Genomic DNA, 15,809 nt, shown 5'->3' on the forward strand with positions numbered 1-15,809 from the left:
ATACAATTATTGAAAATTTATGACGAACTGGAAAGAATTTCTCTCATCGCAAGCTGCGCGTCATAGTGCCACAGAGCCGGCACATGTGCTCGATTTCGGGCGCACCCTCGCGCCCGCTGAGCTGGCCGAGGGCTTTGTTGCCGTCATCGACGACCAGGGACTCATTGCCGTGACCGGCGACGATGCAGCCAGCTTCCTGCACAGCCAGCTCACCAATGACGTCAAGCAGCTCGGCGAGCAGGAAGCCCGCCTGGCCGGCTATTGCACGCCAAAGGGGCGACTGCAGGCGACCTTCCTCATGTGGAACAGCGCCGGCACCATTTACCTGCAGCTGCCGCGCGCCATCCAGGCGCCCCTGCAAAAGCGCCTTTCCATGTTTGTCATGCGCGCCAAGGCCGCATTATCCGATGCCACGGGCAATAGCGCCACCCAAGTGGTGCTGGGCTTTGGCGGCGTGCGGGCGGCGGCCGTACTGGAACAGCAGTTTGGCGCCCTGCCCGCGGCACCCTTTGCCAAGATCGATCATGCGTCCGGCACGCTGATCCGCCTGCCGGATGCGTTTGGCGCACCGCGTTTTCAGTGGATCACGTCGGAACAGGCTGCCATGGCCGCCTGGCCTGCGCTAAGCACGGCACTCACCCCGGCGGGCAATGATGCATGGCAGCTCTCCAGCATCCACGCCGGGGTTCCGCAAGTCACCCTCAAGACGCAGGAACAGTTTGTGCCGCAGATGATCAATTTCGAGCTGCTGGGCGGCGTCAACTTCAAGAAGGGCTGCTATCCCGGCCAGGAGATTGTCGCGCGCAGCCAGTACCTGGGCAAACTGAAGCGCCGCACGGCCATCGCCAGTATTGACGCCGCTTCTGCCCAGGCGGGCGACGAAGTATTTGATGTCAGCGATCCCGGCCAGCCCTGTGGCATGGTGGTCAACGCCGCGCCGAATGGCAGTGGCAGCGGCAGCGATGTGCTGGTCGAAATGAAACTGGCCGCGCTCGACCAGGGCGATATTCGCCTTGGCTCGGCAGACGGCGCCCCCCTGCGCTTCCAGCCCATGCCCTACCCGCTGGACGCACTCGACCTGTAGCATGGACGACCTGTATATCTATTACCGCGTGCGTGACGAGCACGCCGCCCTGCTCGCCCCACGCGTACGGGCCATGCAGGCAGCGCTCGGTAGCGGGAACGTCAAGCGGCGCCCCGGATCTGCCGACGGCAAGCAGACCTGGATGGAAATCTACACCGCAACCGGGCCGCAGTTTTCCGCCATGCTGGAACAGGCTGTGGCACAAGCAGGCCTGCTGGAACTGACCGATGGCCCACGCCACACCGAAATTTTCACGGACCTAGCCCCATGTGCCTGATCGTTTTTGCCTGGCACGTGATGCCTGGCGCGCCCCTGGTGGCGGCCGCCAACCGCGACGAATTCTATGACCGGCCTGCCGCGCCGGCCGGCGCCTGGCCGGACTACCCGCATATTTTTGGCGGCCGCGATTTGCAGGGCGGCGGCAGCTGGATGGGCATCAGCCAGCAAGGGGCGAACGGACCTCGCTTCGCGGCGCTGACCAATATCCGGGGCCCCCAGGAACGGCGCCTTGATGCGCCGTCCCGCGGTGCGCTGGTTGCCGATTTCCTTGCCGGCGACCTGAGCGCGGAAGATTACATTGCCCGGATCGCCCCAGGCGCCGATGCCTACAATGGGTTCAACCTGGTGCTGGGCGACCGTGAACGGATGTTCTGGTTCTCCAACCGCGGCGCGCAAGACCCGCGCAATGGCAAGGAACTGGCGCCGGGCATCTACGGCATTTCCAACAGCCTGCTCGATTCTCCCTGGCCCAAGGTGCTGCGCACGAAGGCGCAGTTTGCCAGCCTGCTGTGCCAGGGCGCGCCCGATGACGCCTTCTTTGAAATGCTTGCCGACACCACCCGCGCCTCCGACCTGCGCCTGCCCGACACCGGCATCGAGCGTGACCTTGAACGGGTGCTGTCGGCAGTGTGCATCGAAACGGCCGGTTACGGCACCCGCACGTCCACCGTGGTCAAGCTGTACAACGACGCTCCTGCCGAGCTGCATGAGCGGGTACTGCAATAAGGTGCCGAACCCGCGCCGCGATCAGCGTGACCGGACAAATGTTGGAGAATCAAGATGGCCAAATACCTGATTTCCTTTCCAAGTGCCGCCATGGTGGTATCCGGCGCCGATCTGGAAGCGGCAGGGCGTGACGCCGGCGCCGTGATTGAAGAGGCGAAAGCCGCCGGCGTCTATGTCTTTGGCGGTGGCATCGACGAAAGCGTGGCACCAGTGCTGGTATCCGGCGATGGCGCCGTTGCAGCGGGCGGCTATCCGTGGGCGCCCGCGCTCAACGGCGGCTTCACGATACTGGAATTGCCTTCTCGTGAAGACGCCATTGCGTGGGCGGCCCGGATAGCCAAAGCCTGCCGCTGCGACCAGGAACTGCGTGTTTTCGGTGACGATCCCCGGTCCTGACAGCGCATAACAGCGCCGGGCGCGGCGCGAGGTGCATTCCTTCGCCTGCCGCGCCTGCTTGCTTTCCTATTTGGTACAGGTGATTTTCAGCGAACGCATCTGGTCGAAAAATCCCAGCCGCTTGCTGACATCGGCAATGCGCACCCCTGGCTTGAAGGTTGACACCAGCTGATGGTAGTTCTCGTTGTCGTAGACCATCAGCGTGGCCTTGGGCCCCGTTTCGACGCTGCTGATCTTGCCCTTCCAGTCAATGCCGAAAGGCCCGACGAGGGTCGGCATGTCAAGCGGGCCTGCCACTGTCAGGGCGTCGCCGCTGAAACTTTGCCCATCGTGCAGCCTGGCCCAGCATCCGCCTTTGGTGATCGGATCCTGGGCCACCGGAACAATTGGCACCAGCACCAGGCTGACGATTGGTGCCGGCGCCCCCTTGGTGCTTTGCGTGCCGGCGGCCTTGGCAGTGCTGGTCTGGGCGGTCTGGGCTTTTGTGGCGCTGTCCTGGCCTGCGCCGACAGCATGCGGCTGGATCGCCAATGCCATCAGCGCAGCGGCGAGCAGGGACATGCGACAACTCTTGCCAATGGAAAGGTAGTTATTTTTCATATGACCTCCGTGTGGTGTGTTGCAAATCTATGTCGGCAGCCGATAGCCACCGGCCCCTGGACGGCATTACTTAGAGCCGGAAGGGGCAATATAGATCCACACAATTAGCGCAATGTTAGTTAGCTTTCTGGAGGTCAACGGTATGCGGGTATCACTTGATACAAGCTGATCCCCTGCCTTGGCAGCCCGCACCGCCCACGCGGCCCCGCCTCATTGGTTTGGCAGCACGCCCAGGGCATCCAGGCCGGCACGGCCCAGGGGTATGCGTTTAGCTGCGTCTTCATCAGTGACGATGTCGATATTGAGGGCAAAAGCATAGGTGCGGCCCTCCTTGCGCACCCAGCCCACCCACCAGCCGATATCGGGATTGGGCGCCTCGGTCCAGCCGGTCTTGGCATACAGCGCTGCATTGTCGGTTTTGCATTGCAGGACAATATCGCGCGTGGCCGCCATGGCCGAGGCAGAAAACGGCAGCGCGTCCTGCGACAGTTTTGCCAGGAAACGGGTCTGCTCGACGGCACTGATGGCCAGCGGTCCGCGCAGCCAAAACTGGTCGATCACCTCGCCCATCTTGCCGTTGCCGTAATTGAGCTTGGGCAGTTCCTCCTGCATGCGCTGCATGCCGATGCGGCGCGCCAATTCCTGGTACACGGGCACATTGGAAACCTTGATCGCCTCGCGCAGGGGCATGTCCTGCTCCCATACTTTCAAGCGCTGCGGCTTGCCGCCGTACGGCAGCACCTGGTCCACACTGCTCACGGCGCCGGTGGACAGGCCAATCAGGGTGTTGGGAATCTTGAAGGTGGACGCAGGAAAGTAGCGGGTGTTGGCGCGCTTGCGGTTGTGCACCAGCATGCGGTCAGCCTGCACGTCATAGACGACAAAAGTCCCGGTCAGGCCGCTGTGCCTGAACGCGCGGGCCAGCTCGGGGCTGTCCACCAGCCTGGCCGCCTGCACGCTGGTGGCCACCGCTGCCAGCGCGAACACCCCTACTTTCAGCAAAGTCATGCTTCTCCGATATTCATCTTGGCCCGCAGCCGCTCGCGCACTTGCGGGGTTGCCTTGTATGGATCACCAGGATTGTTCGCGTGCACGATCGCCTCCATGCGCTCGGCCACGCCGCCCAATGCGCCGGGATGGGAGTAAATATAGAACTTCCCGTCGCGGATGGCGTCAAACGTGATGGCCGCCACTTCCGCCGCCGTCACTTTGCCAGATTCGACCGCCTTCACCGTCATGGCCTGGGCAGCGACCTGACTTGCCGTTGCCTTGTCCGTCATTGCCACGTCGCTGGGACGGTTGCGGTGCGACTGGCTGATGCCGGTCGGCACAAAATACGGGCACAGCACGGATGCGCCAATGGGCGCGCCCACCAGGTCCAGGTCCTGGTACAGCGTTTCCGACAGCGACACAACCGCGTGCTTGGACACGTTGTACACGCCCATGGTCGGCGCGTTGAGCAGGCCAGCCATCGAAGCAGTGTTCACGATGTGGCCTTCGAACGCGGGATCTTTCTTTGCGCACTCCAGCATGAGCTTGGTGAAAATGCGCACGCCATGGATGACGCCCCACACGTTCACGCCCAGCACCCATTCCCAGTCGGCTTCCGAATTTTCCCAGATCAGGCCGCCCGAGCCCACGCCCGCATTATTGAATACGAGGTGGACAGCGTCGAATTTTTCCATGGTGGCATCGGCCAGCGCCTGCACCTGCTCGCCCTTGCGCACGTCGCACAGCATGGCCAGCACGCTTGCACCCTGCGCTTCGAGCTCGGCGCGGGTGGCGTCGAGCGCATCCTGCTGCACGTCGGCCAGCACGATTTTCATGCCCAGGCCGGCGGCGGTGAGCGCAAATTCGCGGCCAAGGCCACTTGCCCCGCCCGTGATGACCACAACTTTGTCCTTGAAGATTTTCATTTAGATGAGCCTTACGAGTTGTTTGCCAAAATTGCGGCCAGAGAGCAGGCCGATGAATGCGTCCGGTGCCGCCGCCAATCCCTGGGCCACCGTTTCGCGGTACTTGAGTTTGCCAGTCGCCACCAGTTCGCCCAATTCCCGCAAGCCTTGCGGCCACAAGTCCATATGTTCGGTAACGATGAAGCCGCGCATCGACAAGCGACTGGTGAGCATGTAGCGCAGGTTGCGCACCGCCATGTCGTCGCCGTTGTAACCGGCGATCAAGCCGCACAGGGCGATGCGGCCGAATGCGTTCATGAGGGGCAAGGCTGCATCAAAGCCTGCGCCACCCACATTTTCAAACAAGGCGTCGATGCCGCCGGGCGCCGCCGCGGCCAGGTCTTCTGCCAACCTGCCCCCCTTGTAGTCGATGCATGCGTCAAAACCGAGTTCGTCGACCACGTAGGCGCATTTTTCAGGGCCGCCCGCAATGCCGATCGCGCGGCAGCCTTGCAGTTTGGCCAGCTGGCCCACGGCGCTGCCGACCGCCCCGCTGGCAGCCGATACCAAAATGGTGTTGCCGGCGGCCGGCTGCATGATGTGGTTCAGGCCATACCAGGCCGTCATGCCCGGCATGCCCAGCACGCCAAGGTAGGCAGACAAGGGGATGCTGGTCGCATCCACCTTGCGCAGCATATTGCCGTCGGCAACGCCCATCTCGGCCCAGCCCAGCATGCCGACCACCCGGTCGCCGGGCGTAAAACGCGGGTGCTGCGACGCCACCACTTCGCCGGCCGTGCCGCCGATCATGGTCTCATCGATCGCCTGCGCTGCCGCATAGCTCTTGGCCTCGCTCATGCGCCCGCGCATGTAGGGATCGAGCGACAGGTAGTGGTTGCGCACCAATACCTGGCCCTCGCCGAGGGCGGGCACGGTGGCCGTTTCCAGGCGAAAGTTTTCCGGCAACACCGCCCCGCGCGGACGCGAAGCGAGCACCATGCGCTTGAACGTCGTCACGCTCACACCGCCGATACGCCGCCATCGACGGCCAGGGTCTGGCCGGTGATGTGCTTGCTGGCGTCGGAGGCGAACAGCAGTGCCGCGCCCTTGAGATCTTCATCGTCGCCGATGCGGCCCAGCGGCGAATCCTTGGCCAGCTTTTCTTCACCAATGGCTTCCAGCACGCCCTTGGTCATCTTGGACGGGAAAAAGCCCGGTGCAATGGCATTGACGGTAATGCCAAAGCGGCCCCACTCGCCTGCCAGGGTGCGCGTGAAGTTGATCACGGCGCCTTTGGACGTGTTGTAGGCCACCGTCTGCATGGTGCCCGGCGGGTTGCCGGCCAGCCCTGCGATGGAGGCGATATTGATGATGCGGCCGTATTTGCGCGGGATCATGGACAGCTTGCCCACAGCCTGCGAGACCAGGAAGATGCTGCGGATGTTCAAGTTCATGACCTTGTCCCACGCTTCCACCGGATAGTCTTCGGCGGGCGCGCCCCAGCTGGCGCCGGCGTTGTTGATCAGGATATCGATGTGGCCCAGGCGCTTGATCGCTTCATCGACCATGGGGCCGATGTGGGCATCCTGCGACAGGTCGGCGGCAATGGCGGAGGCGTCGATGCCGCGCGCCTTCAGGTGGGCCACGGCCTCGTCCAGGTCCGACTGCTTGCGGGAAGAGAGCACCAGCCGGGCGCCCTGCTCGCCCAGCGCTTCGGCCATTTGCAGGCCAAGGCCGCGCGAGCCGCCGGTGATGAGGGCCGTCTTGCCGGCCAGCGAAAACAATTCTTGGGTCGTACGCATAATTTTTTCCTCTTCTTAGATGTCGTAGTCCATGCACTGGCGCTCGCTGCGCACGGCGCCAATGAACGGGATGATGGCTTGATGGGTGGGGTGGGCAGCGTAGGCGGCCAGTGCCTCGCGGCTTTCAAATTCGGAATACAGGATCACGTCATAGGTGGCTTCCAGCCCAGGCTGGGCCAGCGCCACTTCAAACTTGAGGATGCCCGGCAGCTGCGCGCACGACTCCAGTTTTTCCTTCATTCTGACGGCATTGGTGGCCTTGTCGGCCCCTTCCGCGGCATCCTTGAGCTTCCACATTACAATGTGCTTGATCATGTTGTTCCTTAAAACCACGCATCCTGCATGTCGAGCGTGGTGGTGTCGATACTGGCCAGCAGGTCCAGCTGCGGGGTAATTTTGGGCAGTTCCCAGCGGTAGAAATAGCGGCAGGCCTGCAGCTTGCCCTGGTAGAACGGCTCGTCGTCGCGGGCAGCGCCGGCCAGTGCCTTACTCGCCACCATGGCTTGCTCCAGCCACAGCCATGCCACCACGGCATGGCCCACCGCTTCCAGATAGACGCTGGCGTTGGCCAGGGTCTTGTTCATGTCGCCGGCGCCGTACAGCTGGGCCGTGACCTGGGCGATGCGCTGCCATTGCGCTTCCAGCTCGCCGGCGAACCCTGCCAGCTCGGCGTTGCCGTCCTGGCGCGCCCTGGTGACGCTGGCCGCAATCTCCCCAGACACGGACTTGAACAGGGCGCCGTCCTGGATCGAGACTTTGCGTCCCAGCAGGTCAAGGCCGTGGATGCCGTGCGTGCCTTCATGGATGGCATTGAGGCGGTTGTCGCGATAGAACTGCTCCACATTGTATTCACGCGTGTAGCCGTAGCCGCCATGGACCTGGATGGCCAGGCTGTTTGCCTCCACGCACCACTGCGAGGGCCACGACTTGGAAATGGGCGTGAGAAAGTCCAGCAGACGCCCGGCGTGGGCGCGCGCCTCGGCCTCGGGCGCGGTGTTGGCCTCATCGACCAGCCTGGCCGAATACATGACCAGCGCCATGGCCCCTTCCACGTACGCCTTTTGCGCCAGCAGCATGCGCCGCACATCGGTATGTTCGATGATGGGCAGCTGCGGCTTGACGGGATCCTTCTCGGCCGGGTGACGCCCCTGCGGACGGCTGCGGGCATAATCGAGCGCATGCAGGTAGCCGGTCACGCCCAGCACGGCCGCTCCCAGGCCCACGCCTATGCGCGCTTCATTCATCATGTGGAACATGTTGCGCAAGCCCTGGTGCGGTTCACCCACCAGGTAGCCAATGGCACCGGCGCGGCCGCCAGGCTTGTGGCGCCCTTCGCCAAAATTGAGCAGGCAATTGGTGGTGCCGCGGTTGCCCATCTTGTGATTGAGTCCCGCCAGCACGACGTCGTTGCGCTCGCCAATGCTGCCATCTTCATCGACGATGTACTTGGGCACGATGAACAGGGAAATGCCTTTGACACCGGGGATGAGGCGTCCGTCCGGGCCGGGAATCTTGGCCAGCACGAGGTGGACGATATTGCCGGCCAGCTCGTGTTCGCCGGCCGAAATCCACATCTTGTTGCCGGTCAGGCGGTACTGGCGCTCGCCTTCCGGGCCTTCGACAGGATCGGGCTCGGCGCGGGTGGTGATGTCAGACAGGCTGGAGCCCGCCTGCGGCTCGGACAGGCACATGGTGCCAAAGAACTGTCCCGCCAGCAGCGGACGCACGAAGCGCTCCACCTGGCGCGGCGTGGCGCACTTGAGCAGGGTATTGGCATTGCCGACGGTCAGGAAGATGTAGGCCGCGGTGGCCACATTGGCAGCCGTAAAGTAGGCCGACAGCGCCTTGTCGACCACGTAGGGCAACTGCATGCCGTCGAATTCATAATCCTGACCGGCGGCCATGAGCCCGGCGGCGGAAAAGGCATCGAGCGCGGTTTTTACTTCCGGGATGATGGCGACTGTTTCGCCATCGAATTGCGGCTCGTGATTGTCGTTCTTTTTATTGTGCGGCGCAAACAGGTCGGTGGCGATCTGTTCTGCGGTATCAATGGCAGCGTTGAAGGTTTCGCGGCTGTGGTCCTGGAAACGCGCCCTGGCGGTCAGCGCCTCCACATCCAGCCATTCATACAATAGGAATTCGATGTCGCGGCGCGACAGTATTTTCGATTGCATAGGTGTCCCGGCGAATGGGGGCACGCGCCGGACGGCGCGGCCCCATGAAGAGGATTAGACGACTTCGAACAGGCCGGCAGCGCCCTGGCCGCCGCCGATACACATGGTGGCAACCACGTACTTGACACCACGGCGCTTGCCTTCGATGAGGGCGTGGCCCACCAGGCGCGCACCCGACACACCGTACGGATGGCCTACGGCAATCGCGCCGCCATTCACGTTCAGGCGGTCCATCGGGATGCCCAGCTTGTCGGCGCAGTACAGCACCTGCACGGCAAACGCTTCATTGAGTTCCCACAGGCCGATGTCGTCCACCGACAGGCCGGCTTTCTTGAGCAGCTTGGGAATGGCGAAGACGGGGCCGATGCCCATTTCGTCCGGCTCGCAGCCGGCCACGGCAAAGCCGCGGAAGATGCCGAGCGGCTGCAAGCCCTTGGCTTGCGCTACCTTGTCGCTCATGAGAACGGCAACCGAGGCGCCGTCCGAGAACTGGCTGGCATTGCCGGCGCTGATCACGCCGCCGGGAATGGCGGTGCGGATCTTCGATACCCCTTCGAGGGTGGTATCGGCGCGAATGCCTTCGTCAGCCGAGATGGTCACTTCGCGCGTGAGCAGCATGCCCGATTCCTTGTCGGCCACGCCCATGATGGTGGTCATGGGCACGATCTCGGCGTTGAACAGGCCCGCGGCCTGGGCCGCTGCTGCGCGCTGCTGGCTCTGCACGCCATATTCATCCTGGCGGTCGCGGCCAATGTTGTAGCGCTTGGCGACCATTTCGGCCGTCTGCAGCATGGGCCAGTAGATTTCCGGCTTGTGTTCCTTGAGCCATGGATCGGCCAGCATGTGGGTATTCATTTCCTGCTGCACGCAGGAGATCGATTCCACGCCGCCGGCGGCGTAAATGTCGCCCTCGCCCGCAATGATGCGCTGGGCCGCGGTGGCAATGGTCTGCAGGCCGGACGAGCAGAATCGGTTGATGGTCATGCCGCCGGTGGTGACCGGGCAGCCGCCGCGCAGGGCGATCTGGCGCGCGATGTTGGCACCGGTGGCACCTTCAGGATTGGCGCAGCCCATGATCACATCTTCGATCTCGCCGGCGTCGATATTGGCGCGCGCAATGGCCGCCTGCAATGCGTGGCCGCCGAGGGTGGCGCCGTGGGTCATGTTGAAGGCACCCTTCCACGATTTGGCCAGGCCCGTGCGGGCGGTCGATACGATGACTGCGTCGGTCATTTAAGTCTCCTGAAAGTAGGGATGTACTGCGGTTTCAAGGCGTAAGGCCCTGTTGATCGGTACGAGAATAGCATATTTTAGTACGACCGTTCGCAAAATTTTTGCAGCTCTTTTTCATCGGTGAATATGGCAGCGAACATGGCGTAAGTTTGCCGTAAGTTTGAAGCAAGGATGCCGTAAGGTTATCGGAACACACTGCGCTGAGCTGGACCGGTGCAGCCCGACCGGAACACAGCAGACAACATAAAAAATCTTGGAGACAACTATGGCTATAACATCAGGCACCACCGCCGGCGGCGCGAAGGTGGCCCCGGCATCGAAGGACCTGACCAAGGAAGAAAAGAAGGTCATCCTTGCTTCCTCGCTCGGCACCGTGTTCGAGTGGTACGACTTCTACCTGTACGGTACGCTCGCAGCGATCATCGCCAAACAGTTTTTTGTCGGTGATCCGACCACCACCTTCATCTTTGCCCTGCTCGCGTTTGCCGCCGGCTTCATTGTGCGTCCATTCGGCGCCCTCGTGTTTGGCCGGCTTGGCGACATGATCGGCCGCAAATACACCTTCCTGATCACCATCTTGCTGATGGGCGCCTCGACCTTTATCGTCGGCCTGCTGCCCAACTATGAAACGATCGGCATCGCGGCACCTATCATCCTGGTGACGCTGCGCATCTGCCAGGGCCTGGCGTTGGGCGGTGAATACGGCGGTGCGGCAACCTATGTGGCAGAACACGCGCCCGAAGGCAAGCGCGGCTTCTTCACGTCCTGGATCCAGACCACCGCCACCGTCGGCTTGCTGCTGTCAATCGTGGTCATCACCCTGACCCGCACCGCCCTGGGCGAATCCGAGTTCGAAGCCTGGGGCTGGCGCGTGCCATTCCTGGTGTCGGTCCTGCTGCTGGGCATTTCCGTGTGGATCCGCCTGTCGATGGAAGAGTCGCCGGCATTTGCCAAGATGAAGGCGGAAGGCAAGACGTCCAAGGCACCGCTGACGGAATCGTTTCTGAAGGCAAAGAATGCGAAGATTGTGCTGCTGGCCCTGATCGGCCTGACCATGGGCCAGGCAGTGGTCTGGTACACGGGCCAGTTCTACGCCCTGTTCTTCCTGACCCAGACGCTCAAGGTTGACCTGCTCACGGCGAACATCTTGATCGGCATCGCCCTCATTCTGGCCACGCCTTTCTTCATCGTCTTCGGCATCTTGTCGGACAAGATTGGCCGCAAGTGGATCATCCTCGGCGGTTGCCTGATTGCGGCGCTGACCTTCTTTCCCATCTTCAAGGGCCTGACCCACTTTGCCAACCCTGCGCTGGAATCGGCACTGAAGAATTCCCCAGTGACAGTGGTAGCCGATCCCGCAACCTGCAACTTCCAGTTCAAGCTGACAGGCACGGAAAAGTTCCCATCTTCCTGCGACGTTGCCAAGAGCATGCTCACGGCTTCGTCGGTCAGCTACACGGCGGTGGATGCGCCAGCCGGATCGCTTGCCAAGATCATGATCGGCGACAAGGAACTGAGCTCGTTTGAAGCCGTCATGACGGCCGACGGCCTCAATTTCGACGATGCCAGCAAGGCGCGCGAAGCGGCATTCAAGAAGGAAGTGGCGGACGCGATCAAGGCTGCCGGCTACCCTGCCAAGGCCGATCCGGACGCCATCAACAAGCCGATGGTCGTGGCGCTGCTGTTCATCCTGGTGCTGTACGTGACGATGGTGTACGGCCCGATTGCCGCCATGCTGGTGGAAATGTTCCCGACCAAGATCCGCTATACCTCCATGTCCCTGCCCTACCATATCGGTAACGGCTGGTTCGGCGGCCTGCTGCCGACGACGGCCTTTGCGCTGGTCGCGTTCAAGGGCGACATCTACTACGGCCTGTGGTATCCGATCATCATTGCCCTGGCTACCGTGGTCATTGGTGCCCTGTTCGTGAAGGAAACCAAGGACAACGATATTTACGCCGCTGACTAGGTAGTCGTCACCAGCCGGTCGCACAGACCAACAATGCCGCTAGCAATAGCGGCATTTTTTTTGCCCGGCGAGTATGATGTCGGCAGCAAGCCGTGCCGCTGGGCACTAATATAATTTTGGGGATACTCGCAATGATTTCACGTCTGTTCATACTGAGCGCCGCGGCATTAGCGGTTGGCAGCGCCTATGCGGCGCCACGCGGCTTTACCGCGGAAGACCTGGTGCGCCTGGAGCGCGTTGGCAGCCCGGCCCTGTCGCCGGATGCATCGAGCCTGGTGTACACGGTGCGCAGCACCAACATGGAAAAGAACAAGGGCAACACTCAGCTCTACCTGCTCGATGTGCGCAAGGAGAATGCCCAGCCGGTGCGCCTGACCCAGGGCGACGCCAGCAGTACCGATCCGGAATGGTCGCCCAAGGGCGATGCGATCTACTTCCTGTCGGCACGCTCCGGTTCCAACCAGGTCTGGCGCCAGCCCATCGGTGGCGGCGAAGCCGTGCGCGTGACCGACCTGCCGCTCGATGTGGAAACCTTCCGCCTGTCGCCAACGGGCGAGCGCATCGCCCTGTCGATGGCCGTGTTCCGCGACTGCCCGGACCTGGCTTGCAGCAAGACGCGCGCGGCGGCCGCCAACACCAACAAGGCCACCGGCAAGGTGTACGACCGCATGTTCGTGCGGCATTGGGACACCTGGGCAGACGGGCGCAACGGCGTGCTGTTTTCGGCCCCGCTCGATGCCAGCGGCCGCGTGAGCGGCACGCCGGTCAGCCTGTCCGGCAGCCTGGACGGCAATGTGCCATCGAAGCCTTTTGGCGACCGCGAAGACTATCGTTTCAGCCCGGATGGCCAATCCATCGTGTTCTCGGTGCGTATTGCCGGCAAGTCGGAACCGTGGTCCACCAACTTTGATGTGTACCAGGTCCCGGCCGCCGGCGGCGCCGCACCGCGCAATCTGACGGCCGAGAACAAGGCGTGGGATGCCAAGGCCGCCTTTTCGCCAGATGGCAAGACGCTCGCCTACCTTGCCATGAAGCGTCCCGGCTTTGAAGCCGACCGTTTCCAGCTGGTGTTCATGGATGTCGCGACCGGCAAGAAGCGCAATATTGCTGCAGGCTGGGATCGCTCTATCGGCGAGTTCCGCTGGAGTTCGGACGGCAAGACCATCCTGGCCACTGCCGACGACCTGGGCCAGCACCGCCTGTTTGCCATTGACGCGGCCGGCGGCAAGGTCAAGGCACTGACCGACAAGGGCTATGTCGGCGGCTTCGATGTCCAGGGCGATACCGTCGTCATGTCCAAGGCCAACCTGGCGTCGCCTGCGCAGCTGTACAGGACCAGCCTGGCCGGCGGCGACGCCGTGCAAATCACCGACCTCAATGCCGAAGCGCTCAAGGACGTGAAATTTGGCGAGTACGAGCAGTTCTCGTTCAAGGGCGCCCGGGGCGAGACCGTGTACGGCCACGTCATGAAGCCGTGGAATGCGGTGGCAGGCGAGAAGTATCCCGTGGCATTCATCATCCATGGCGGCCCGCAGGGCAGCTTCGGCAACTCGTGGAGCTACCGCTGGAATCCCCAGACCTACGCCGGTGCCGGCTACGCCAGCGTGTTCATCGACTTCCACGGTTCGACCGGTTACGGCCAGAAGTTCACCGACTCCATCACCGGTGACTGGGGCGGCAAGCCGCTGGAAGACTTGAAAAAAGGCCTGGCGGCAGCGACCAAAAAATATCCATGGCTTGACCGCGAGCGCAGCTGCGCACTGGGCGCCTCGTATGGCGGCTACATGGTGAACTGGATTGCCGGTAACTGGAGCGACGGCTTCCGCTGCCTGGTCAACCACGACGGCATCTTCGATACGCGCGGCATGGCGTATGCAACGGAAGAGCTGTGGTTTACCGAGTGGGAAAACGGCGGTACCTACTACGACAACCCGGCAGCTTACGAGAAGTACAATCCGGTTCATCACGTCAAGAAGTGGAAGACGCCAATGCTGGTCATCCAGGGCGACCTCGATTACCGCGTGCCGACCACCCAGGCGCTCGGCACCTTCTCGGCGCTGCAGCGGCGTGGCATTGACAGCCAGCTGATCGTGTTCCCGGACGAGAACCACTGGGTGCTCAAGCCAGCCAATTCCTTGCAGTGGCACAAGGTCGTCAAGGCTTGGCTCGATACGCATCTCAAAGCGAAGTAATCAGCGTAGTCAACCGCGGCTTGAAGCTCCCATTTTCCGGAGCTCTTGCCGCGGTATGCAGACCATGCGGCCCGACTTGATCTTGCAGGATCAGCACCTCCATACGCTTACAGTGCTGATCGACAGTTCAAGGAAGGCAACCATCGGGCGAGCGAGGTGTAAGCTTGGGCATTACGACTCCGGCCCTTTGTCTGATGCAGGGTGCAAGATTGACTCATAGTCTCCTCCACCGTAAAAGATGCCGATAATCGAAATTGTCTCACCGTCCACGGCGTATGCGATCACCACACGTTTTTTGTAATTAGTTATTCGCAGCCCCATACGTATATTATCGCGCGCAGTTCCGCGATTGGGGAAGGTACACAGGCTCTCGCAATAGCTCACAATTGCTTCGGCATACCGTGATGCGATGTCGGGCGACGATGCTGCGGCGACGTATTGATACAGTGAGACAAGATGTTCTTCGGCCTCGGGAGCGAAGACAACATGATAGCTCATCGGGTCTTGGTGTCCTCTGCAGCAAGGCGGGCGCGAACCTGGTCGACCGAAAGCGCCCTGCCCGGATCATTCTTCAGCGCGTCATACGCCGGCCCGACCTCTTCGAGCAGCCAGGTTTCAACGGCCACGTCGCGTGCCAAGAGAATACGCAATCCGTCGTGCACCATTTCGCTTTCCGACGCGTACTGTCCGGCTCGGACCATTTCTTCGACAGCATCGGCCAGATCTGGTGGCAAGGTGATACTTAGTTGCCGTGTTGCTCCCATGGCCACTTCCCATTCTTTAATAAGGTTCGATCGTACGCACATCGCAGAATGCAGTAAAGCGCAAACTTATTTGATCTGGATCTCAGGGTAAAGTTCAAATAGAGGCGTGTGAAATGCTTCAAGTAAATTTGTGCGATCACATCGAGTTCCCGCACGGCAATTGAAACTTGCAAATTCGCATTTGTTTGTACAATGACATTACGTTGTTAAACAAACACTTTGGAGATTCCTGTGCGCACCCAAATCATGAAAATAAGCGCGATCTGCGCCCTGCTGCTGGCAGCGGGCTGCCAGAGCACTGGCGACACCAACTCTGCTGCGCAGAACGAAACGCCGCCGCCGAGCAACCCGCAATTCGCGAGCCAGATGCAAAAGTTCGAGAAGCAATTCCCGAACGCGAAGAACATGAAGTATGAAGACGAGTCGCTGGCCTATAACAATGCCAACAAACTCGACATGAAGGGCAACTGCCACGGCATGTCGATTTATCCGGTGACGATTCTGCTGACGCTCGATGCCAGCGGCCGTGTTACCGATACCATGACCGACGTCCAGAACAAGAAAGCGGAATGCTTCCGCAAGGCGTATGCCAACGTGCAGTTCCCCAAGCCACCTGTCGCGCCCTACTTCAAGCCGATTCGCCTCAAGTAAAGCCAACAAAAAGCCTTCGCAAGCTGCAAGCGAAGGCCTTGCGC

17 protein-coding genes are annotated in these 15,809 nt (G+C 61.7%); 7 read left to right on the forward strand and 10 right to left on the reverse strand.

The window, feature by feature from the left end:
* The first annotated feature begins 19 nt into the window (after nucleotides 1-19).
* The 4 genes from KY495_RS20970 to KY495_RS20985 are packed head-to-tail and all read left to right on the forward strand — an operon-like array spanning nucleotide 20 to nucleotide 2,485.
* Nucleotides 20-1,084: a folate-binding protein YgfZ gene (locus KY495_RS20970; protein WP_219881231.1), complete on the forward strand. Its 1,065-nt coding sequence runs from the start codon at nucleotides 20-22 to the stop codon at nucleotides 1,082-1,084.
* 1 nt (nucleotide 1,085) lies between these two features.
* Nucleotides 1,086-1,361 (forward strand): DUF4936 family protein, encoded by a 276-nt coding sequence (locus KY495_RS20975; RefSeq protein ID WP_219881232.1) that lies wholly within the window; start codon nucleotides 1,086-1,088, stop codon nucleotides 1,359-1,361.
* A complete protein-coding gene (locus KY495_RS20980) occupies nucleotides 1,352-2,089 on the forward strand; it encodes an NRDE family protein (RefSeq protein WP_219881233.1) in 738 nt (245 codons plus the stop codon). The genes KY495_RS20975 and KY495_RS20980 overlap by 10 nt, the downstream gene beginning before the upstream one ends.
* A 54-nt stretch (nucleotides 2,090-2,143) precedes the next feature.
* Nucleotides 2,144-2,485, forward strand: a complete 342-nt coding sequence (locus KY495_RS20985) for a YciI family protein (protein ID WP_219881234.1) — start codon at nucleotides 2,144-2,146, stop codon at nucleotides 2,483-2,485.
* Nucleotides 2,486-2,551: 66 nt separating this feature from the next.
* On the opposite strand, the gene KY495_RS20990 is transcribed toward KY495_RS20985, so the two are convergent.
* The 8 genes from KY495_RS20990 to KY495_RS21025 all read right to left on the reverse strand — a co-directional run bounded on the left by KY495_RS20990 (nucleotide 2,552) and on the right by KY495_RS21025 (nucleotide 10,189).
* The gene (locus KY495_RS20990; protein ID WP_219881235.1) at nucleotides 2,552-3,046 is read right to left on the reverse strand and encodes a beta/gamma crystallin domain-containing protein; all 495 of its coding nucleotides are present in this window, start codon (nucleotides 3,044-3,046) and stop codon (nucleotides 2,552-2,554) included.
* 249 nt (nucleotides 3,047-3,295) lie between these two features.
* Nucleotides 3,296-4,093 carry a class D beta-lactamase gene (gene blaOXA, locus KY495_RS20995; RefSeq protein WP_219881236.1) on the reverse strand — a complete coding sequence of 266 codons (798 nt, stop codon included), beginning with the start codon at nucleotides 4,091-4,093 and terminating at the stop codon, nucleotides 3,296-3,298.
* On the reverse strand, nucleotides 4,090-5,001 hold the full coding sequence (locus KY495_RS21000) for an SDR family oxidoreductase (protein WP_219881237.1): 912 nt from the start codon (nucleotides 4,999-5,001) through the stop codon (nucleotides 4,090-4,092). Before KY495_RS21000 ends, blaOXA begins: the two co-directional genes overlap by 4 nt.
* The gene (locus KY495_RS21005; protein ID WP_219884362.1) at nucleotides 5,002-5,979 is read right to left on the reverse strand and encodes an NADP-dependent oxidoreductase; all 978 of its coding nucleotides are present in this window, start codon (nucleotides 5,977-5,979) and stop codon (nucleotides 5,002-5,004) included. It abuts the gene before it with no gap.
* Between the two features lie 20 nt (nucleotides 5,980-5,999).
* Nucleotides 6,000-6,782, reverse strand: a complete 783-nt coding sequence (locus KY495_RS21010; protein WP_219881238.1) for an SDR family oxidoreductase — start codon at nucleotides 6,780-6,782, stop codon at nucleotides 6,000-6,002.
* A 15-nt stretch (nucleotides 6,783-6,797) separates the two neighbouring features.
* On the reverse strand, nucleotides 6,798-7,097 hold the full coding sequence (locus KY495_RS21015) for a Dabb family protein (protein WP_219881239.1): 300 nt from the start codon (nucleotides 7,095-7,097) through the stop codon (nucleotides 6,798-6,800).
* Between the two features lie 8 nt (nucleotides 7,098-7,105).
* Entirely contained in the window at nucleotides 7,106-8,956 is a 1,851-nt protein-coding gene (locus tag KY495_RS21020; protein WP_219881240.1) for an acyl-CoA dehydrogenase, read from the reverse strand.
* 54 nt (nucleotides 8,957-9,010) lie between these two features.
* On the reverse strand, nucleotides 9,011-10,189 hold the full coding sequence (locus KY495_RS21025; RefSeq protein ID WP_219881241.1) for an acetyl-CoA C-acyltransferase: 1,179 nt from the start codon (nucleotides 10,187-10,189) through the stop codon (nucleotides 9,011-9,013).
* A 265-nt stretch (nucleotides 10,190-10,454) separates the two neighbouring features.
* Here KY495_RS21025 and KY495_RS21030 point away from each other — a divergent pair, with 265 nt between their 5' ends.
* The gene (locus KY495_RS21030) at nucleotides 10,455-12,158 is read left to right on the forward strand and encodes an MFS transporter (protein WP_219881242.1); all 1,704 of its coding nucleotides are present in this window, start codon (nucleotides 10,455-10,457) and stop codon (nucleotides 12,156-12,158) included.
* Between the two features lie 131 nt (nucleotides 12,159-12,289).
* A complete protein-coding gene (locus KY495_RS21035) occupies nucleotides 12,290-14,350 on the forward strand; it encodes a S9 family peptidase (protein ID WP_219881243.1) in 2,061 nt (686 codons plus the stop codon).
* Nucleotides 14,351-14,521: 171 nt separating this feature from the next.
* Here the strand turns inward: KY495_RS21035 and KY495_RS21040 are convergent, their stop codons facing one another.
* The gene (locus tag KY495_RS21040; protein ID WP_219881244.1) at nucleotides 14,522-14,848 is read right to left on the reverse strand and encodes a type II toxin-antitoxin system RelE/ParE family toxin; all 327 of its coding nucleotides are present in this window, start codon (nucleotides 14,846-14,848) and stop codon (nucleotides 14,522-14,524) included.
* Complete coding sequence (locus KY495_RS21045) at nucleotides 14,845-15,114, reverse strand: type II toxin-antitoxin system ParD family antitoxin (RefSeq protein ID WP_219881245.1); 270 nt, start codon at nucleotides 15,112-15,114, stop codon at nucleotides 14,845-14,847. The genes KY495_RS21040 and KY495_RS21045 overlap by 4 nt, the downstream gene beginning before the upstream one ends.
* A gap of 231 nt (nucleotides 15,115-15,345) precedes the next feature.
* Here KY495_RS21045 and KY495_RS21050 point away from each other — a divergent pair, with 231 nt between their 5' ends.
* On the forward strand, nucleotides 15,346-15,765 hold the full coding sequence (locus KY495_RS21050) for a hypothetical protein (RefSeq protein ID WP_229518401.1): 420 nt from the start codon (nucleotides 15,346-15,348) through the stop codon (nucleotides 15,763-15,765).
* The last annotated feature ends 44 nt before the right edge of the window (nucleotides 15,766-15,809 follow it).

The organism is Massilia sp. PAMC28688, assembly GCF_019443445.1.
Classification (GTDB): Bacteria; Pseudomonadota; Gammaproteobacteria; order Burkholderiales; family Burkholderiaceae_D; genus Telluria_A.